We start from the raw sequence: 18,976 nt of genomic DNA, 5'->3' as shown, positions 1-18,976 counted from the left end.
GGGTCAGGATCCTTCGCTGCGCTCAGGATGACTGGGCAGGAGCTAGGGTGAAAAACGAAACTTCTCTAGCGAGTATAAAGCGCAACTGTTAGTCGTTGTATATTTCTTCTTTTAGAACGCCTATATAAGGAAGATTTCGATATCTTTCAGCATAGTCTAATCCATAACCTACTACAAATTCATCTGGTACTACAAATCCTACATAATCAATTTTTACATCAGCAATATGTCTTTCTGGTTTTTCTAATAAGGAACAAACTTTTATGCTCTTTGCATTTCTTTCTTGTAATAGCTTAATGAGATAAGCTAAAGTCAAGCCACTGTCAACAATGTCTTCTACGATTAATACTTCTCTTCCATCTACACTTTTTTCTAAGTCTTTAACAATTCTTACCTGACCAGAAGTCTTTGTTGAGTCTCCATAGCTGGATACAGCCATAAAATCCATCTCTAAAGAAGCATCAATTTTCTGTACTAAATCTGACATAAATAGAACAGCACCCTTTAATACGCAAATAACTAGTGGGAACTTGTCTTTGTACTCAATAGTAAGTGCTTTACCTAATTCAACTATTTTTTCCTTTAATTCTTCTTCACCTATTAATATCTTTTTTATGTCCTTATTCATTTTATGCCTCCTCATAATAGTCAAAAGATACGATTAATACATTTTGAGTATCTTCATTTAATTTAAATCTTCTGCTTTTGTGATAACCCACTATCCATATTACATTATTGTCGACGCAAAGCAAAGGAATTTCCCAGCGTCTTTCAGCAGGAATTTTCTTATCAATGAAAATATCTTTTACTTTCTTTGTACCTTGCATCCCCATAGGTTCAATACGATCCCCTTCTTTTCTACTTCTAAGAAGAAGGTGTTTGCCTTGCTCCAAAATTTTATCATAATCAAAAACAGCTCCAAAAGGCTTAGGATTAAGATTTCTGTATACATCCATGCTCATAATATCCATACTACAACAGCAATGTAATTTAGATAATAATAATACCTTACCCGGCGTCAATTCGTAGCAAAAAGAATTTATTTCCCTTCTATTTCTATGAATTTCAGCAAATAAATAGTCATACTGGCGGATTACTTTTATTCTATTGGGCAAATCCAAACCCCAGACAGTATTATGTTTATCTTTTAATTTATTGAGAACAAGATCAATATGATGGTATTCTAATGAGATTTTCTTATTCGTTTTTCGTAGTACTTCTATTAATACTTCCCTCTTTAAACATATATGAAGATCATTAAACTTTTTAATATCTATTTTTCCATCAATAGTAATTCGTTTTACTTCTGCTTTTGCACATTTCTGAACAAAATCATAGTATTCTGTAGAAATATTACCTAATTGGCTTACTCCTTGAGCAAAATTAGGGTTAAATTTTTCTAAGTAGGGAATCACTTCTAATCTCAGTTTATTTCGATGATATTTTGCTTCTAAATTCGTTTTATCTAGTTTGGTAGAAAGTTTATGAATTTTACAATACTCTAGTATCTCTCTCTTTTGAACGGACAAAAATGGCCTTATAACCCTATCTTCTCTCATTGGAACAATTCCTCTTAGACCCTTCACTCCTGTACCACGAAGAAATCTCATAAGTATGGTCTCTACATTGTCATCGAGGTGATGTGCTAAAGCTATCTTATCTATACCCAACTTCTGCTTTAAATAATAAAAAAATTTATAGCGTTCTTCTCGACCTGCTTCTTCAACGGTAATCTTTCTTTCTTTGGCTAACCTTTCTACCTCACATCTTTTACTATAAAATGCTATCTTGTTTTTTTCACATAAATCCCGAACAAATTTTTCATCTTCATTTGCTTCTTTTCCACGGATCATATGGTTTAAATGACAAACAGCAATCTCTAAGCCAAAATTCTCACGGATTGAGTATAAAAAATGAAATAAAGCAATAGAATCAGGTCCCCCTGATACACCTATAAGGATCCGATCCCCAACATCTAACAATTTGTTCTCATTGACAAAATTTAAAACCTTTTCTTCCATTCCATCACCACTTCACGTAAACATAGGCTTATTGTATATGTTTTGGATTATTGTTTCAAGATAAAACAATAAATCGAAAAAAATAAAGCCACTAGCCACTAGCATATAGATAATTTATAAAGCTTCATAAACAATTATATTTAGAATCTCTATATCTAAGCTAGGACTAGGGCTAGGATGACTTGCTAACTATACTTTCCAAACCCTACCAACTAATATGGTAATATCATCTTTTGGATTAGGGCAAATGGCCTTGAATTGAGTAAATATTTTGTCTGCTATCTTCTGTGGGTTGTTAGACGAGATGTTTTTTACAGCATTTGTAATCCATTCTTCCACCGCTTCTGTATTATTGCAACATTCAAATATGCCATCTGTCATCATGACAATCAAATCACCTTCACCTAAGGAAAGAGTAATAGATTCTATAGCGATTTCGTCTAAAATACCTACAGGCAAGGATTGACCCCTTAACAGCTTTACTTTTCCATCTTGTATTATTAATGTAATAGCTGCACCAATCTTATTAAATTCTGCTACTCCCGTAAAGGTATCAAAGAGTACATAGTCTAAAGTTGAAAAAGTTTCTTTTTCATTGCGAAGCATAAGTACAGAGTTGATATTTTTAATCATAACAGTCTTGTCTATTCCTGCTTCCATAAACTTCTCTAGTAAATTCATAGTGGTATCGCTTTCCTCATAAGCGTTATCGCCTATTCCCATACCATCACATAGTGCAAGAACTCGATTACCATTTTCTAAAGTCTTATCGGAGAAAATATCTCCTGATTTTTCTCCAGCTACACTTGAGTAAGAGACAAGACCTGTACTGATTCTATATTCTGACAATTCACGGTAAATATATAAGTGTCCCCCATATTCTGATGAAAACATCTCATTATCCAAACCGATTTTTACATCTAGGACATCTGATAGCATTCGCGGAATTTTGTCTTTTGATATGGCTTCTTGCAATCTTTTATTACTGGCAATGGTCACCTTATACCTTTCATTTGCTTCTTGAATTACATACAGCTTTTCTACGCTTATATCATTTTTATCTAATTCTACAAAGACATTTCTTTCTTCATCGGATTTGATTAGCCATTTATCATTTAAGCTGTTTTTCATATCCTGAATCAACTCCCCTGCAAATTCCAATTGATTGGATACAAAGAGATTATTTTGACTAATTCGATGAATCATTTCCTTTTCTGCATTTATAAATTGAACTTGAAATTTAAATTGTTCTAGCAAATCTTCATCACAAATGCACATTGTGCTTAATTCTTCAAATACTTTAGAAGAATAATCTACAGGCTCTTCTTCAAGTATTTGAGCTACTTCTAAAAACATCTTATAAGTGTTTTCTCCATTCGTCTTCCAACATTTTTGAGCTAGATAGCATTCTTTGCAGACACAATTTGTGATTTTATCAAAAACTTTGTGATACACTTCCATATTTTCATATTCTGGATTAAAAAAGCTTGTCCCCATTTGTTTTAATAATATCGAGTATTTATTTAGCCTAGTTCGCAAGTTCTCATTAATTCTCTCTTTGCAGAAGGATTGATAAGATTCATTTACTTTGTCAAAATTGAAAAAATGAACCTTATCCCATAGAGCTTTAGGAATAATCAAAATAATTACAGAAGCAATAATAATCTCTTGTAGGTGGACAAAGACTTCCGTTGAGCCATTTAAATAAAAAGCCATCATGGCATTACTGACTATAAAGCCTGTAATAACCATTACTTTTCCTCCATCTCGAAAAACCCCCGATACAATACCGCATAGACCGTAAATCACAATAAGCAAAGGATTAGAGTTTGTACTTAAATTTTGCACAAGACCTAGTATCATACCTAATGGCGCTGATACGCTTATCCCTATACGCAAACTAAAGAGCAGAATTAGAAATACTGTTAAAACTGTGGGTATAGATATGCCAAAATACTCAATATTGTTTAATCCTAGTATCAATACAGATACAAATATACCTAAACATACAATTTCTTGATTAGAGTATATTTTTCGATTACGATTTATAAATAGACTTATAGCTACATTGTATATGTAAAATAGAGACAAAGATAATAAGCTCTCAACAAAAACAAGCACTGTATCAAATAGGTAATTAGCTTGAAATGAATTCATGAGCAAACCTACAATAATAATGCTTATGCTCATCAAGACAGCAAGCTGCCACTTTCTTGTAATATGCTTGAACAATTTAAAATAAGCAATAGTCATAAGCCCATAAACCAAAAGATTCTTAATCAATACTCCATATTCACCAGTGGTTAAAATCCCTAGTATTAAACAACTTCCTAGCCACCATTTTTTCTTATCATAATATAAAATGTAGCAATATAAAGAATATCCAAATGGCATTAGATAGCTTGTAAAATACCCTCTGCTCAAAATAAAGCCACATACTAATATAAACAAATCTTTTACTGAAAAAAAACGATTATTATCTTCAAGGAATTGATATCCCTTTTTTATACTCTTCTTTTGTACGCTTGTCTGAAAATTAGAGGCCATACCCTCTCCCCCTATTATAGTAGTAAATTACTTACGATTATAACAAAGGCTATATAGGAATTTTGTAAAAAAATGCGGAATAAAAATAGCAATCAGCGACCAGCAGCCAGCGTACTCGGGTATTCCTTTTAGGTCTTAGATCCTTCGCTGGGCTCCAGGATGACTACTGCAGGAGCTTGGGTCTTTACCTCGCCTATAGGCGAGTTTTCCACCTTCCACCTTCCACCTTTCACCTTCCACTATTAAAGTTTTCCCGTCCAACCGCCCATCTATATAATAAAAAAACTTCTAACCTATACAAAAGTATAAACTAGAAGTTAACTATTCATTGCTTATTATTAAGTTTGGTGGTCGCAATAGGGCTCGAACCTATGACCCCCTGCTTGTAAGGCAGGTGCTCTCCCAGCTGAGCTATGCGACCATATTAGTTGTATGTTCTACGTTTTAAGTTCTAAGTAATTAAGTCACCTACGGGACTGTTGTTTTAAAACTTTTCATTGTTCATCATTCATTTTTCACTGTTCATTATTAAATGGTGGTCGCAATAGGGCTCGAACCTATGACCCCCTGCTTGTAAGGCAGGTGCTCTCCCAGCTGAGCTATGCGACCATATTAGTTGTATGTTCTATGTTGCAAGTTCTAAGTAATTAAGTCACCTATGGTGACTATTAAACTTATGACTCTATTTAAACATTGTTCATTATTCATTGTTCATTGTTCATTATTATATGGTGACCCCACCGGGAAGTATCCGCTTCGCGTCTACCCTCTTCGTTCGCTTGGCTCACTCAGAGATTTCTTCACTATTCAATATGCATTTAGCATATTGAATTGCTTCGCACCGTTCCGAAACCCTCTCAGGGTTCGATTCCCTGGTGCTAGCCTTTATCGTACATTGTTCATTATTTATTTTTCACTGTTCATTGTTATATGGTGACCCCACCGGGAATCGAACCCGGGATACCGCCGTGAAAGGGCGATGTCTTAACCGCTTGACCATAGGGCCACTATTTATTTATTAATGGTAGCGGCGAACGGATTTGAACCGCTGACACCACGGGTATGAACCGTGTGCTCTAGCCAACTGAGCTACGCCGCCATATTATTTGGTTGCGGGAGCAGGATTCGAACCTACGACCTCCGGGTTATGAGCCCGACGAGCTACCAAGCTGCTCCATCCCGCGCTATTAGTTCTAAGTTCTATGTTTTATGTTCTAAGTATTTAAATCACCTTTGGTGATTATAATGCTTTTACTTACAACGTAGATCTTATAACTTACAACTTAATTGGTGCCGAAGACCGGAATCGAACCGGTACGGTCTTTAAGGACCGCAGGATTTTAAGTCCTGTGCGTCTGCCAGTTCCGCCACTTCGGCTTGTCCACAAGGGACAAAAATTATTATAGTACATCTTCAACTATTCGTCAATAACTTTTTTTACTTTTTTAAAAAATTAAAAATAGCACCTTCTAAATTATCGTAATCACTTGTCTTAAAAGATTCCTTTTTATAACGCTTTAAAACTTCAGAAACAATGATGGCGCCAGCTGTTATGATATCAGATCTTTGAGGATTTAGTCCCAAGATTTTTTTTCGCTGTTCATCTTTAAGCATAGAAAATTTTTTAATCATTTTATCTATATCTTCTAAAAAAACTTCACTATTGTGTATTTTTTCTGGAGTATACTCTTCCATTTCTTGAACTATTTGAGACAATGTGGTAGCTGTTCCCCCTACACCAATTATTGTAAAAGATTCCTCCATTTTATTTGCTGCTCTTAAGGTTTCCTGTACCATATGACTAATATCTCTTAGCTCTCGGTCTATAGGTGGATCATTTTTTATAAATCTCTCTGTCATCCGCACTGCGCCCATATCAAAACTTATACTATTTAAAATTCTGCCCTTAGCTGCACAAATTAACTCTGTACTGCCCCCTCCTACATCCATAATAATAATAGGCTCTCCCTTATATTGTTCACTTACACCTAAAAAAGCATATCTAGCTTCTGTCTGACCATCTAAAATATCTACTGTTAAACCCAAGTCCTTCTTAGCCAAATCTATAAATTCACTGGCATTTTTCGCATCCCTAAGGGCACTGGTACCAAAAACAATAAACCCATCGACTCCTTTACTCTCACTTAGTTCTTTAAACTCTTTAAGAGCTTCTACATTTCTGAGAATAGTCTCTTGATTAATGATCTTATTCTCATCCACTCCTTGTCCCATGCGAGTAGTAATTAAATGCTTTTCTCTATGAATAATTCTATCCTCCTCAACAGAGGCAATAAGAAGTCGTGTAGAATTTGTTCCAATATCAATTACGGCGTATTTTTTCATTTGAAAGCTCCTTCCGGTTAAGGTGGTAAGGTGGTACGAGGTGGTAAGGTGGTAAGCAAAAGCATTTACCCGCCTTCGGCGAGCTTATCTTTCAATTTGCACATCCAGTTCTTCTATTTTAAATTCTAGTTGCACGTAGTTAATTTCGCAAAGATCCTTCACTGCGCTCTGGATGACTGAGGTCCCTCCGCGTAGGTCTTTATCTCGCCTAAAGGCGAGTTGTTTTTACTTACCACCTTGAAGCTTACCACCTTACCACCTAGAGAACAATAAAAGCATCCCTTAGGATGCTTTTATTGTTCTCTATATTATCTATTAAAACACCTATTTTTTGCTTTCTTAGCGTTTTTCTTAAGAGCTTGTTGTCTTTCTTCACTATCCTTTAGGAATTGACTAAGTTGATCATCAAAAGTAGGGGCGTGATTGTTGCTTTCGTTCTTCTTATAATGATTATTTCTTGGCTTATATTGTTGTTTGGGGGGTTGCTGTTTTGGGGGTTGTTCCTTTTTAGGTTGCGCTTGTCGTATGGATAATCCTACTTTCCCTTCATTGATGGAAATAATCTTTACTTTTACAGTGTCATTTTCTTTTAAATAGTCTGAAACTTCCTTTACAAATCCATCTGCTACTTCAGAGATATGGACTAAACCAACTTTGCCTCCAATATCAACAAATGCACCAAATTTTGTAATGCTTTTTACTACACCTTCTACTATTTGATTTACCTCAAATGGCATTGACAAAAATCCTCCTCATATATTATAAATAATAATTGATACCAATAATAACTACTTTTCTTCAGATTCTACTTCTATTATTACTTTTTCTTCAGGGTAGACTAGTCCAAAATATTTCCTGGCTAACATCTCAATATATTTTTCAGATTCCATTTGAGTAAGCTCATTATCTAATTGTTCTAGTTTGTCCTTTTCTTGGGATAGCTGAAGCTCAAGTTCTTTTTTTTGATTCTTGAGTTGATAATACTGCACTTCTACGGAGATAATATTATAAAGAAAAAAGCAAAGTATTCCTACGATAATTAGCAGTCGACCTTTATTTATTTTTCTTTTCTTTTTCACTATCTACGCTTCCCCTTTGTTATTAATAGATATATTATTTCACAAAATGAGGGAAAACACAAGACTTATCAACTCTTGAATAAATATGATTTATATTTTTTAAAATCTTTCACTACTTTGTTGATAATCTTTCTCCATAAATTATTCACTGCCTTGCTCTTTTGTGCAATCTTTCTAATCGGAAAAGTAATGATTTTAAAAAAACAAATTATTTTTCTACCAATTAGCCTAATAATCTCCTTGATTAAATGAAATACCCTTCGAACTAGTTTACTTAAGGTAAAGAAGTAAATAAACCATCCTAAACCAAATCCTAAAAGATTATAAAATCTAAAATTGATATTATTAACATAAAACAATAGCCCTACAATAATGCTAAAAGCAAAAGCCCAAAACAATAAATCTGAAATAGATCTTCTTTTAATGAGATTGTCATTTATTAAGACATCTACAAAGTCGTAAAGAATTCCAATGATTATTCCTCCATACAAAGTATAGAGGAATACATAGACTTGCAAATAGATATTTTCATTCATGATTGTCCCCTAAACTCTATTTAAATAATCTGCTAAAAATACCTTCTCCTTTTTTAAATAGACTACTTTCATCGCTATAAACAAAAGAATCAATGATTCCCTTTACCTCTAGTTCTCCACCCTCTAAATTTAATTTGACAATATGTAAATCCTGACCACCTATAGTTAATAAACCCAAATGCGTCTCTAAAATAACTGTCTCTTCATTAAAACTATGTACATCTTTAACCCCAGATAATCTTAGTTCTTCTCTAGATATTAACTCTACTTTACCCGTTCCCATTATTTTTTGATCGTCCATGCTATACACCTCCTATATATATACTATTTATATGTGCAAATCTTTCAAATATACCTGTAGTTTTTATAAGAAAATTGAAGATTTATGTCCGTTCCTTTTGTTCATACCTTGGAATTTGGTACGACTTTTTCGTTATAAGCTCTAAGTTCTACTTTTTAACAATAGTTGAACATTTGTTAGGCAATTGTGGAAGGATGGTTAAACAATTGTTTAAATGCTTTACTGCTCTAGGTAGATTAGAGCTCGTTAGCTTACGAAAACTCTTCTAAAGATTTAAAAGTGTATCCTTGGTCTTTTAAATCTGAAATAACATCCCCTAGTGCTTCCACATTACTTTGGGATACTGTATGAAGCATAAGAATACAACCTGGATGTACAGAGCTTATAATTTTTTCATAAGCTATATCTTTACCTGGTTGGTTATCCGTTTCCCAATCTTTGTAAGATAAAGACCAAAACACAGTAGTATAATTTAACTCCTTAGCAATTTTTAAACTCTCTTCTGTAAATCTACCAGAAGCAGGTCTAAAAAACTTATCGGTATAATCTACACCCATTACTTGCTTGTAACAAAGCTCAAAATCTACAAGTTCCTTTTTGATTTCTCCTGATAATAAAGTAGATAAATCTGCATGTGTATTACCATGATTGCCAACAATATGACCTTCCTCTTTCATTCTCTTTACAATGTCTGTGCTGCTTCTCAAATAATCACCTGTGATAAAAAAGGTTGCTTTTACATTTTGCTCTTTTAAGATATCTAATACATCCAAAGTATAATTATTAAGCTCATATCCACAGTTAAAACTTAAGTATATCTCTTTTTCTTCACTACCTATTACATAAGCATTGTATTTTTCTATATAAGAATCAACATAATTTGGAAATACGGGTCTTTGATTCTTCTCACTTTTTGGAACAAACCAGTCAACACCACTAGTTTCAGCCTGATTGCTATTTGCAGATGTACTCATTTGCTCTTCCTGACCAAAGTGATTTACTGATGAGATAACGATAATGCAGATAATAAAAATAAAAATAAAGGGCAGATAATTGTCTTTTCTTCTCATATTAATCTCCTTTAAAAAAGTTCACAACTCCTTAATTCATTTTATTTAAAGAAAATAAATATATTACTAAAAGATGTTATGAAATCATAGGATGTAATATGGATTATCAAAAAGCGCTGAGAAAAAAAGAAAATACAATGAAGTTTTAAGTAGAAAAGGCTGAAAGCTGAATGCTGCAAGCGGAACTCTTTAGTTGGAAAGTTGGTATGTTTGAAAGTTAGAAAAATCCAGATAGTTTGTTAGTTGGGCAGAAAGGATGTACTCGCCTTTGGCAAGGTAGAGAAAGGCAAGATCCTTCACTGCGCTCTAGGATGACGGGGCAGTTCGCTAGGGATGGCTTGGCAGGTCTTTTATGTGCCTAAGGCACGCTTGACCCTAACTACTGCTTTTGTCATCCTTGAGGAGCTTGCGACGAAGGATCTTATGACCCAAAAGGAATACCTAAGTACTGGTCGCTGAACGCTGGCCGCTGGTTGCTGTGTTTCCGCATTCCGCTTTCAGCTTTCCGCTATTACAATTGTTTTGTCATCTCTACGTGCGGAATGCCCTCGTCCACAAAGAGACCTGAACTTTGAGTATATCCTAGCTTTTCGTAGAATTCTTTGGCTTGTACTTGGGCGCCTAGTATGGCTTTTTTGCAGTCCTTTTCCCTTGCTATGGATTCTAAAGACTCAATAATTACTTTTCCTAATCCTAATTTTCGGTATTCTTTTAGAACGCAAATCCTCTGTAATTTCGCATCTCCATGGATAATTCTAATTCTTCCTGTTGCTACAGGAAGTTTGTCCTTATAAAGTACGATATGTTCAGAAACATCTTCGTATTCATCTAATTCATTCTCCCTAGGCACTCCCTGCTCCTCTACAAAGACCTTTAATCGAATATAGAATGCATCTTTTCGTTCTTCTTTATTTTTTATACGCTTTATTTCCATAAACTCACACCTTACTAATTTCTTAAAAAATCAATAATATGAATATACCATATTATTGCTAATTGAACAATTGTCGAACAGTTGTAGAACAATGGTCAAACAATTGTTGAGCAGTTGCCGAACGATTGTTAAGCAGTTAGAAATCAATTGATACGCGATTATCAAAATATTCCCCCTATACGTGAGTATGCTCTTCTACTTTTAGTCAAATCCCATCTGCTTTTATGTAAGCACATGTTGCTTTTTCTTATAATATACGACCAAAAAATGATTAGTGCAAAGCAGATAATCTGCACAAATAATAAGATGACCGTCAATGGCGGTCATCTTATTAGAGAAGTAACATTTGATCAATATTACGTTTTATCTTTTTCAACAGATGGTATATTCATCATTGAATCACTTTGTACCATCTTAAACGTAGAATAACAAAGAGCAAACATTATGAATATAAATGGAAAAACAGCAATGATAGCGACAGTCTGTAAAGCCTCTAGCCCGCCCATAATAATCAAGATTGCTGCAGACAACGCTAGTGCTATACCCCATAAAAGTTTTAAACTTGTTTTAGGTGAATTGTTTCCTCCACTAGAAAGCATTCCAAGTACAATAGTCGCTGAATCCGTAGAAACCACGAAAAAAGTAAATACAACAAATAGAACAATAGGTATCGTTATTTCTCTTAAGGGAAATTGATTAAATAATACATATATGCCACTTGCTATATCTGCATTAACTGCTTTTTCAATAATTCCCTTAGTGATTTCATTTAATTCAAAATGAAGTGCTAAGGGCTAACTCCCCAATGTAAAAAAGAGATGGCCATAGACCATTCCGCTGCTTCCATTGATCCAGGAGCACCTGCATAAGTCAGACTTTAATATGCAATATCCCTTCTATATTGCATTCCTTCAAAAGAAATCTTCTTTACATCTTCGTATGCCTTATCTCTTGCTTCTTCTGTTGTATCTCCTATAGATGTTACGCCTAGGACTCGCCCTCCATCGGTTATGATTTTGCCTTCTTTTTCTTTTGTTCCAGCATGAAAGACTATGCTATTTTCTATTTGTTCAAGTCCTGTAATGACTTTTCCCTTTTCGTAACGATCTGGGTATCCTCCTGATGCTAGAACAATAGTTACTGCGCTTTTATTGCTCCACCTTATGTCTTGTGTTGATAATGTTCCTTTTATCATGCTTTCAAATATGTCTACAATATCTGTTTCTAGTCTTACAAGTACAGATTGAGTTTCTGGGTCTCCAAATCGCACATTAAATTCAAGGACCTTTGGCTTGTTTTCTTCAATCATCAAACCAATAAAGAGGATGCCTTTATAATCTAGCCCTTCATCTTTAAAGCCTTTTATTATGGGATCTAAGACTTCTCTTTTTACGATTTCATTCAAATGAGAATCAAATAATCTGTTGGGTGAGTATGTACCCATGCCACCTGTGTTGTTGCCCTGATCATTATCCCCAATCCGCTTATAATCCTGAGCACTTTCCATTGGGACGATGTTTTTACCATCTACAAAGCAAAGAATGGACGCTTCTGTTCCACTTAAGAATTCTTCTAATACTACCTTTGTGCCAGCTTCTCCAAAAGACAAATCACCCATCATTTCCTTTAGTGTCTGTCTGGCAATATCTTTTGTTTCTGCTATGATTACCCCTTTGCCTGCAGCTAAGCCATCGGCCTTGACTACAACGGGCAAATCAAATTCATCTAAACCTTTTAATGCAGAGTCTAAATCTGTATATTCTCTATAGGCTGCTGTTGAGATATCATACTTTTCTAAAAATTTTTTTGTAAAGGCTTTACTCCCTTCAAACTGAGAGCATATCTTATTAGGTCCAATTACCTTTAAACCCTTTTCTTCAAATTTATCGCATATGCCAAGAACTAGTGGTACTTCTGGTCCAACAACCGTTAAATCCACTGCATTTTCTACGGCAAAGGATACTAAACCATCTAAATCTTCTACAGAAATATTTACACACTGTGCAAGCTGCCCAATTCCAGGATTCCCTGGAGCACAGTAAATCTTTTCTACTCTTGAACTCTGAGATATTTTCCAAACCAAAGCATGCTCTCTTCCCCCAGATCCGATAACTAGAATGTTCATGTGAATGCCTCCTTTTTGAGGTGGTCAGGTGATAAGGTGGTCAGGTGGTCAGCAAATATGCGACTGGCGTCGCAGTGAACAATAAATATAGAACAATGAATAATTAACAATAAGAAATGCTAAGTAATAGTCGCATATTTGTATTGTTCTATGTTCACTGTTCATTTTTCATCGTTCATTGAAAGCTTTATTAGTCTTACCCTTTCCGCTCTCCCTAACCAACGAACTGCCTATTACCATAGTTTTTTATTTCGTACTTATCATACAGAGATCCTTCGCTAGCGTTCAGGATGACTTCTGCAGTAGCTAGGGTCGGACCCTAACCACCGACAGTGGCTTAATGTACGCGAACACAGCTCGCCCCATGACTCGCCCCAGGCGAGAAAAGGTTTTGCTGACCACCTTATCACCTGACCACCTGACCACCTATTTTAATGTTTAAAATGCCTCAAATCCGTAAATACCATAGCAATATTTTTTTCGTTGCATAGTTTTATAGAGTCTTCGTCTCGAACAGAGCCTCCTGGTTGGATGATGGCGGTGATGCCTGCATTGGCGGCTGCTTCTACGCAATCTTCAAATGGGAAGAAGGCGTCAGACGCCATAACAGCTCCTTGTACTTTATCTGCAGACTGGCGAATGGCGTTTTCTAGAGCCCAAATTCGACTTACTTGACCTGGACCATTTCCTATTAGCATTTTATTTTTTGCAATGCTAATACCATTTGATTTCGTATTTTTAACAGCTTTCCATGCAAAGAGCAAGTCTTCCATTTCCTTATCTGTAGGCTGCCTATTTGTAACGCATCTTACTTCTCCATCTAGGAGCTTTTCATCTCGGTCTTGTACTAATATGCCTCCTAGGACTTTTTTAAACTCCATGCCATAGTCTTGCTTTTCGATATTAGATAATTCCATAATTCGAATATTTTTCTTTTCCTTTAATACTTCTAATGCTTCTTTTGTATAAGAAGGAGCTACGATGACTTCAATAAAGGTTTCGTTGATTATTAAAGCTGTTTCTTCGTCGATTTCTCTATTGGCTGCAATGATTCCCCCAAAGATGGAAACAGGATCACATTCATAAGCCTTCTTATAAGCCTCTAAGATGCTGTTTGCACTGGCTATTCCACATGGGTTTGCGTGTTTTACAGCCACAACAGTAGGCTCGCCTTTAAATTCTTTTAAGATTTCTAAGGCTCCATTTGTGTCGCTAATATTATTATAAGAAAGTTCTTTTCCATGAAGTTGAATTGCATTAATCAGTGTACCTTCGCTTCTCTCTACATCTTTGTAGAAGGCAGCTGATTGATGAGGATTTTCACCATATCGTAAGACTTGAACTTTTTCAAAGGATAGGGTAAGAGTAGCAGGGTATTCTTTAGAACCTGTTCTCTTTCTTAAGTAATTTGCAATCATAGAATCATACTGAGCTGTATGTTCAAAGACTTTTAAAGCCAAATTATATCTTGTCTCAAGAGATACTTCCCCATTTTCTTTTAGTTCTTGAATTATCTTATTGTAATCTTCAGGATCTGTAATCACTACAACATCTCTGTAATTCTTAGCAGAAGACCGAAGCATTGTAGGACCACCAATGTCGATGTTTTCAATAGCTTCTTCTAAAGTCACATTTTCTTTGTCAATGGTCTTCTTAAATGGATATAAGTTTACTACTACCACATCTATTGGTGTGATTTCTAATTCTTCTAATTGCTTTATATGGTCAGGCTGATTTCTCATAGCTAGAATTCCGCCGTGAATTTTTGGATGTAATGTTTTCACTCTACCGTCTAGACATTCTGGAAATCCTGTAACATCACTAATTGGGATAACTTTAATCCCTTCCTCTTGTAATAATTTGGCTGTTCCACCTGTGGATATGATTTCTACATTCATCTCATCTAATGTTTTTGCAAAAGATAAAATCCCTTCTTTATCTGATACACTTATTAATGCTCTCACTTGTACAGACTCCTCCTTTACTCTAATACTGTAACTATTCTACCATTTAGTATTAATTTATTCTGACACATTTTTTTAACGCTCTCGCTTAGTATTCTGTGTTCTACTTCTAATACCCTCTTTTGTAAGTCTTCAGGGCTATCGTCTGGGTATACTGCTACTGTTTCTTGCATAATAATAGGTCCTGTATCCATTCCTTCATCTACGAAATGAACGGTTGCTCCGCTAACTTTTACACCGTATTCAATAGCCTTCTCATGGACTTTTAATCCATAATAACTAGTACCACAAAAACTAGGAATAAGAGAGGGATGAATATTGATGATTTTACCCTTATAAGAATGCACTAGTTTAGAGGATATTTTTTTTAAATAACCTGCTAAAACGATAAAGTCAATTTTTTTATTTCTTAATATTTTTATTATTTTATCGTCTTCATTAGAATCTATATAATAACCTACTATATTATGGTCCTCAGCTCTTTTTAACCCGTAAGCTTTTGAGTTATTTGAGAGAACCAATTCAATATTGCCATATTTTCCGTGAACCTGATCCATTAACGTTTGGAGATTCGTCCCTCCGCCTGACACAAAGACGGCAATATTTTTTAAGGCCATAAAGCAACACCCTGGTCACCATTAGCAATTTCCCCTAGAATAATAGTCTCTTCTTTCCCTTGCTTAATAGAACTTACCACTGTATCTACGTCTTCAGGAGATACAACCATGACAAAACCAATTCCCATATTAAAAGTATTGTACATATCGTCATCCTCTAAATTTCCTAGCTTTTGCATCATTTCAAATACAGGCAATTTGGGGATTCGATTTTTATAAATATTTGCAGTTAAACCTTGGGGAATCATTCTTGGAATATTTTCGTAGAAGCCACCGCCAGTAATATGAGAAATCCCTTTAATATTATTCTCTGTTATGGCCTTGAAAGCAGAATGATAATAGATTTTAGTAGGAGTTAGTAGTGTTTCGCCTAAAGTGGCTCCGAATTCTTGAATGTATTGATCTAATGAAAATTGACTATGATTAAAAAATAATTTACGCACTAATGAAAAACCATTGCTATGGATACCACTAGAAGGAATTCCTAATACTACATCTCCTTCTTTAATGTTTTTACCTGTAATAATTTTTTCTCTATCAGCAATACCTACTGCAAAACCAGCTATATCGTATTCGTCTTCTGTGTACATATCAGGCATTTCTGCTGTTTCACCACCAATTAAAGAGGCTTCGCTTTGGAGACAACCCTCTGCAACTCCTGCCACAATTTGTTCAATTCTCTCAGGGTTATTTTTTCCACATGCAATATAATCTAAGAAGAAAAGCGGTTTTGCCCCTTGGCATATAATATCATTGACACACATAGCTACACAGTCAATACCTATAGTATTGTGTTTATCCATCTTTTGAGATATAACAAGCTTTGTACCGACTCCATCTGTTCCAGAAACTAATACTGGGTTATTGTATCCACTAGGCAAAGCAAAAAGACCTCCAAAACCGCCTAAATCAGAGATTACATTTTTACTAAAGGTCTTCTTTACATGTTTTTTTATTCGTTCTACAGATTCATATCCTGCTTCAATATTTACACCAGCATCTTTATACGTTATTTTTTTCATATCCTTCTCCTATTCTTAATGAAGTAACATATTTGTCAGCCTTTAGCACTCCATTATTCAATATCAGGAGGTAAAAGCAAGTTAGCGAAAATGATATTAGCTCACCCAAGGTGAGTCTTACCACCTTACCACCTTACCACCTTACCACCTTATTCTCTTTGTATTGGAACTTCCATTGGGTAATCTGCATCGAAACAAGCCTTGCAATAGGTGTTTTCACCGCCAACGGATTGTAACAATCCTTCTACAGAGATAAATCCTAATGTATCTGCACCAATCATTTCTCGGATTTCTTCTACATCGTGTTTTGAACCAATTAAATCTTGTCTATAAGGAGTATCAATGCCAAAATGACAGGTATGAGTAACAGGAGGACTGCTAACCCTAAAATGCACTTCTTTTGCACCAGCCGCTCGTAGTAATTTCACTAATCTTTTTGAAGTAGTCCCTCTTACGATAGAATCATCGATAATGACAACTCGCTTACCGTCAATATTTTCCTTAATGGTGTTAAGTTTTATCTTTACGCCTTCTTCTCTCAGTTCTTGAGTAGGTTGGATAAAGGTCCTTCCAACATATTTGTTTTTAATAAGTCCCATACCGTAGGGAATTCCAGATTCTTGAGCGTAACCAATAGCCGCTGGTATTCCTGAGTCCGGTACTCCTATTACGATATCTGCTTCAACACTATGTTCTTTTGCCAAAATCATACCTGCATTATGCCTTGCATAATATACGCTCCTGCCATCGATGATGGAGTCTGGGCGAGCAAAATAAATCAATTCAAAGATACAAGACTTTCTCTTAACCCAGTTATTTTGTTGAAAAGATTGAACTCCATCCTTATCTATAACCACAATTTCACCTGGCTCTATATCTCGTACCAACTCTGCACCAATTGCATCTAGGGCGCAACTTTCTGATGCAATTGCATAAGTATCGTTTGTCTTACCAAGACACAAAGGTCTTAAGCCATGGGGATCACGAATGCCGATTAACTTATCTTCCGTGGTGATGACTAAAGCATAGGCTCCTTTAATGATCTCTACCACTCTTCTTATGGCATTGACCATGCCATCCTTTAAGCTTCTTGCAAGTAAATTTACAATAACCTCTGTATCAATATCTGTCTGAAAGACTACTCCACTATCTTCTAACATTTCTCTTAAAGCTTTGAAATTAATCAGATTACCATTATGTGCTAGGGCGATTTGATTTGTCTTATAATTTACAAATAAAGGTTGTGCATTTCGAATATCACCATCTCCACTTGTAGCATATCTTACATGACCTATTCCAATATTGCCCTTTAAGCTTTCAATAAACTCATTACCTTTAAAGATTTCGGATACGATACCATTTTCTTTAAATTTGCTGATTTTCCCATCTTGATTTGTGGCAATGCCAGCACTTTCTTGACCTCTATGTTGTAGAGCATAAAGACCATAATAAAGCAATCTAGCCACATCTTTTTGTTCATCAGTGCAATAGACACCGACAACTCCACATTCTTCTTTTAATTTATCATCCAAATCGTCTGTTGTATGCACTCTTTTGGCTTTTCCTTCATATAGCATATCTAGTTTATTCATAAGCAAAACTCCCTTTTGAACAGTAGTCAAACAATGGTTGAGCAGTAGTTGAACAATAGTTTAACAATTGTTTAACTACCGTTCAGCTATTGTTTAACCATTGTTAAATTAACCAACTGTTTAGCATTTTTTACAGCATCTTCTGCAACTTGTCGTTCTTTTCAACCACTTGTTTTGCTAATTCTTGTTTATATTCTTTATAGGATGCTCTTAACTCTGGGTATTTTACGGATAGAATTTGAATAGCTAGTAACCCTGCGTTTAAGCTACCGTTAATAGCTACTGTAGCAACAGGCACTCCTGATGGCATCTGTACTATAGACAAAAGGGAATCTAGTCCATCCATAGTAGATGATTTTATAGGTAGTCCTATAACAGGAAGTGGTGTGATTCCAGCAAGTACTCCTGGCAGGTGAGCTGCCTTTCCTGCTGCTCCTATCATAAGCTCTATGCCATTGGATTCTGCATTTTTAGCAAATTCAAAGGCTATTTGAGGAGTTCTATGAGCTGAGATTACTCTAGCGTCTACTTCTACATTAAATTTCTTTAGTATATCTATAGTCTCTTTTACAACTTGGTAGTCTGAGTCACTACCCATTACAATTCCTACTTTTGGCATCTACATTCACCTCATCTTTAATAAGGTGGTCAGGTGGTAAGGTGGTAAGGTGGTAAGGTGGTCAGCAAAACCTTTTCTCGCCTACGGCGAGTTTGAGTTTTTCCCGTCCAACCGTCCAACCGTCCAACCGTCCAACCGTCCAACCGTCCAACCGTCCAACCGTCCAACCGTCCAACCTTTTTCTTATCTTTTATATTGTCTATTGT

18 protein-coding genes and 6 tRNA genes are annotated in these 18,976 nt (G+C 35.3%); 1 reads left to right on the top strand and 23 read right to left on the bottom strand.

The genetic code is table 11. The features are described from left to right. Positions 1-88 precede the first annotated feature (88 nt). The 16 genes from hpt to DES36_RS04500 all read right to left on the bottom strand — a co-directional run bounded on the left by hpt (position 89) and on the right by DES36_RS04500 (position 10,831). Complete coding sequence (gene hpt / locus DES36_RS04575; RefSeq protein WP_113920042.1) at positions 89-628, bottom strand: hypoxanthine phosphoribosyltransferase; 540 nt, start codon at positions 626-628, stop codon at positions 89-91. Between the two features lies 1 nt (position 629). Beyond that, positions 630-2,021, bottom strand: a complete 1,392-nt coding sequence (tilS, locus tag DES36_RS04570) for a tRNA lysidine(34) synthetase TilS (RefSeq protein ID WP_113920041.1) — start codon at positions 2,019-2,021, stop codon at positions 630-632. Between the two features lie 189 nt (positions 2,022-2,210). Then, on the bottom strand, positions 2,211-4,568 hold the full coding sequence (gene spoIIE / locus DES36_RS04565) for a stage II sporulation protein E (RefSeq protein WP_113920040.1): 2,358 nt from the start codon (positions 4,566-4,568) through the stop codon (positions 2,211-2,213). A 345-nt stretch (positions 4,569-4,913) separates the two neighbouring features. Next, a tRNA-Val gene (locus DES36_RS04560) sits at positions 4,914-4,989 on the bottom strand. Between the two features lie 112 nt (positions 4,990-5,101). Further along, a tRNA-Val gene (locus DES36_RS04555) sits at positions 5,102-5,177 on the bottom strand. 322 nt (positions 5,178-5,499) lie between these two features. Continuing rightward, a tRNA-Glu gene (locus DES36_RS04550) sits at positions 5,500-5,574 on the bottom strand. A gap of 16 nt (positions 5,575-5,590) precedes the next feature. Continuing rightward, positions 5,591-5,667 (bottom strand) — tRNA-Met (locus DES36_RS04545). Between the two features lie 8 nt (positions 5,668-5,675). Beyond that, a tRNA-Met gene (locus tag DES36_RS04540) sits at positions 5,676-5,752 on the bottom strand. Positions 5,753-5,856: 104 nt separating this feature from the next. Beyond that, positions 5,857-5,945 (bottom strand) — tRNA-Leu (locus tag DES36_RS04535). A 60-nt stretch (positions 5,946-6,005) separates the two neighbouring features. Further along, the gene (locus DES36_RS04530; RefSeq protein ID WP_113920039.1) at positions 6,006-6,911 is read right to left on the bottom strand and encodes a Ppx/GppA phosphatase family protein; all 906 of its coding nucleotides are present in this window, start codon (positions 6,909-6,911) and stop codon (positions 6,006-6,008) included. A gap of 308 nt (positions 6,912-7,219) precedes the next feature. After that, a complete protein-coding gene (locus DES36_RS04525) occupies positions 7,220-7,648 on the bottom strand; it encodes a S1 RNA-binding domain-containing protein (protein WP_113920038.1) in 429 nt (142 codons plus the stop codon). Positions 7,649-7,699: 51 nt separating this feature from the next. Further along, on the bottom strand, positions 7,700-7,990 hold the full coding sequence (locus tag DES36_RS04520; RefSeq protein WP_170128172.1) for an FtsB family cell division protein: 291 nt from the start codon (positions 7,988-7,990) through the stop codon (positions 7,700-7,702). Positions 7,991-8,058: 68 nt separating this feature from the next. Then, entirely contained in the window at positions 8,059-8,526 is a 468-nt protein-coding gene (gene yabQ / locus DES36_RS04515; RefSeq protein WP_113920036.1) for a spore cortex biosynthesis protein YabQ, read from the bottom strand. 16 nt (positions 8,527-8,542) lie between these two features. Beyond that, complete coding sequence (gene yabP / locus DES36_RS04510; RefSeq protein ID WP_113920035.1) at positions 8,543-8,827, bottom strand: sporulation protein YabP; 285 nt, start codon at positions 8,825-8,827, stop codon at positions 8,543-8,545. Positions 8,828-9,078: 251 nt separating this feature from the next. Continuing rightward, complete coding sequence (locus DES36_RS04505) at positions 9,079-9,897, bottom strand: polysaccharide deacetylase family protein (protein WP_113920034.1); 819 nt, start codon at positions 9,895-9,897, stop codon at positions 9,079-9,081. Between the two features lie 511 nt (positions 9,898-10,408). Continuing rightward, positions 10,409-10,831 (bottom strand): GNAT family N-acetyltransferase, encoded by a 423-nt coding sequence (locus DES36_RS04500; protein ID WP_113920033.1) that lies wholly within the window; start codon positions 10,829-10,831, stop codon positions 10,409-10,411. Positions 10,832-11,098: 267 nt separating this feature from the next. Here DES36_RS04500 and DES36_RS14740 point away from each other — a divergent pair, with 267 nt between their 5' ends. After that, positions 11,099-11,260: a hypothetical protein gene (locus DES36_RS14740; RefSeq protein ID WP_170128171.1), complete on the top strand. Its 162-nt coding sequence runs from the start codon at positions 11,099-11,101 to the stop codon at positions 11,258-11,260. Here DES36_RS14740 and DES36_RS15425 read toward each other — a convergent pair. The 7 genes from DES36_RS15425 to purE all read right to left on the bottom strand — a co-directional run bounded on the left by DES36_RS15425 (position 11,188) and on the right by purE (position 18,770). Continuing rightward, positions 11,188-11,544, bottom strand: coding sequence for a BCCT family transporter (locus tag DES36_RS15425; RefSeq protein WP_479722698.1), 357 nt, complete (start codon positions 11,542-11,544; stop codon positions 11,188-11,190). The genes DES36_RS14740 and DES36_RS15425 overlap by 73 nt on opposite strands. A 164-nt stretch (positions 11,545-11,708) precedes the next feature. Beyond that, on the bottom strand, positions 11,709-12,956 hold the full coding sequence (gene purD / locus DES36_RS04490) for a phosphoribosylamine--glycine ligase (protein ID WP_113920031.1): 1,248 nt from the start codon (positions 12,954-12,956) through the stop codon (positions 11,709-11,711). 431 nt (positions 12,957-13,387) lie between these two features. Next, entirely contained in the window at positions 13,388-14,920 is a 1,533-nt protein-coding gene (gene purH, locus DES36_RS04485) for a bifunctional phosphoribosylaminoimidazolecarboxamide formyltransferase/IMP cyclohydrolase (protein WP_113920030.1), read from the bottom strand. A gap of 17 nt (positions 14,921-14,937) precedes the next feature. Continuing rightward, on the bottom strand, positions 14,938-15,537 hold the full coding sequence (gene purN / locus DES36_RS04480; RefSeq protein ID WP_113920029.1) for a phosphoribosylglycinamide formyltransferase: 600 nt from the start codon (positions 15,535-15,537) through the stop codon (positions 14,938-14,940). Next, entirely contained in the window at positions 15,528-16,559 is a 1,032-nt protein-coding gene (gene purM, locus DES36_RS04475; RefSeq protein WP_113920028.1) for a phosphoribosylformylglycinamidine cyclo-ligase, read from the bottom strand. Before purM ends, purN begins: the two co-directional genes overlap by 10 nt. 149 nt (positions 16,560-16,708) lie before the next feature. Then, a complete protein-coding gene (gene purF, locus DES36_RS04470) occupies positions 16,709-18,136 on the bottom strand; it encodes an amidophosphoribosyltransferase (protein ID WP_113920056.1) in 1,428 nt (475 codons plus the stop codon). A 145-nt stretch (positions 18,137-18,281) separates the two neighbouring features. Then, complete coding sequence (purE, locus tag DES36_RS04465; protein ID WP_113920027.1) at positions 18,282-18,770, bottom strand: 5-(carboxyamino)imidazole ribonucleotide mutase; 489 nt, start codon at positions 18,768-18,770, stop codon at positions 18,282-18,284. Positions 18,771-18,976: the final 206 nt, after the last annotated feature.

Origin of the sequence: Alkalibaculum bacchi, from assembly GCF_003317055.1 — a bacterium.
Lineage (GTDB): Bacteria > Bacillota > Clostridia > Eubacteriales > Alkalibacteraceae > Alkalibaculum > Alkalibaculum bacchi.
This window is presented reverse-complemented; position numbering and strand designations above follow the sequence as displayed.

Excerpts from the sequence above, each read along its gene's own strand:
- hpt (WP_113920042.1), bottom strand. The coding sequence starts at position 628 with ATGAATAAGGACATAAAAAAGATATTAATAGGTGAAGAAGAATTAAAG.
- tilS (WP_113920041.1), bottom strand. The coding sequence starts at position 2,021 with ATGGAAGAAAAGGTTTTAAATTTTGTCAATGAGAACAAATTGTTAGAT.
- spoIIE (WP_113920040.1), bottom strand. The coding sequence starts at position 4,568 with ATGGCCTCTAATTTTCAGACAAGCGTACAAAAGAAGAGTATAAAAAAG.
- DES36_RS04530 (WP_113920039.1), bottom strand. The coding sequence starts at position 6,911 with ATGAAAAAATACGCCGTAATTGATATTGGAACAAATTCTACACGACTT.
- DES36_RS04525 (WP_113920038.1), bottom strand. The coding sequence starts at position 7,648 with ATGCCATTTGAGGTAAATCAAATAGTAGAAGGTGTAGTAAAAAGCATT.
- yabQ (WP_113920036.1), bottom strand. The coding sequence starts at position 8,526 with ATGAATGAAAATATCTATTTGCAAGTCTATGTATTCCTCTATACTTTG.
- yabP (WP_113920035.1), bottom strand. The coding sequence starts at position 8,827 with ATGGACGATCAAAAAATAATGGGAACGGGTAAAGTAGAGTTAATATCT.
- DES36_RS04505 (WP_113920034.1), bottom strand. The coding sequence starts at position 9,897 with ATGAGAAGAAAAGACAATTATCTGCCCTTTATTTTTATTTTTATTATC.
- DES36_RS04500 (WP_113920033.1), bottom strand. The coding sequence starts at position 10,831 with ATGGAAATAAAGCGTATAAAAAATAAAGAAGAACGAAAAGATGCATTC.
- DES36_RS14740 (WP_170128171.1), top strand. The coding sequence starts at position 11,099 with ATGATTAGTGCAAAGCAGATAATCTGCACAAATAATAAGATGACCGTC.
- purD (WP_113920031.1), bottom strand. The coding sequence starts at position 12,956 with ATGAACATTCTAGTTATCGGATCTGGGGGAAGAGAGCATGCTTTGGTT.
- purN (WP_113920029.1), bottom strand. The coding sequence starts at position 15,537 with ATGGCCTTAAAAAATATTGCCGTCTTTGTGTCAGGCGGAGGGACGAAT.
- purM (WP_113920028.1), bottom strand. The coding sequence starts at position 16,559 with ATGAAAAAAATAACGTATAAAGATGCTGGTGTAAATATTGAAGCAGGA.
- purF (WP_113920056.1), bottom strand. The coding sequence starts at position 18,136 with ATGCTATATGAAGGAAAAGCCAAAAGAGTGCATACAACAGACGATTTG.
- purE (WP_113920027.1), bottom strand. The coding sequence starts at position 18,770 with ATGCCAAAAGTAGGAATTGTAATGGGTAGTGACTCAGACTACCAAGTT.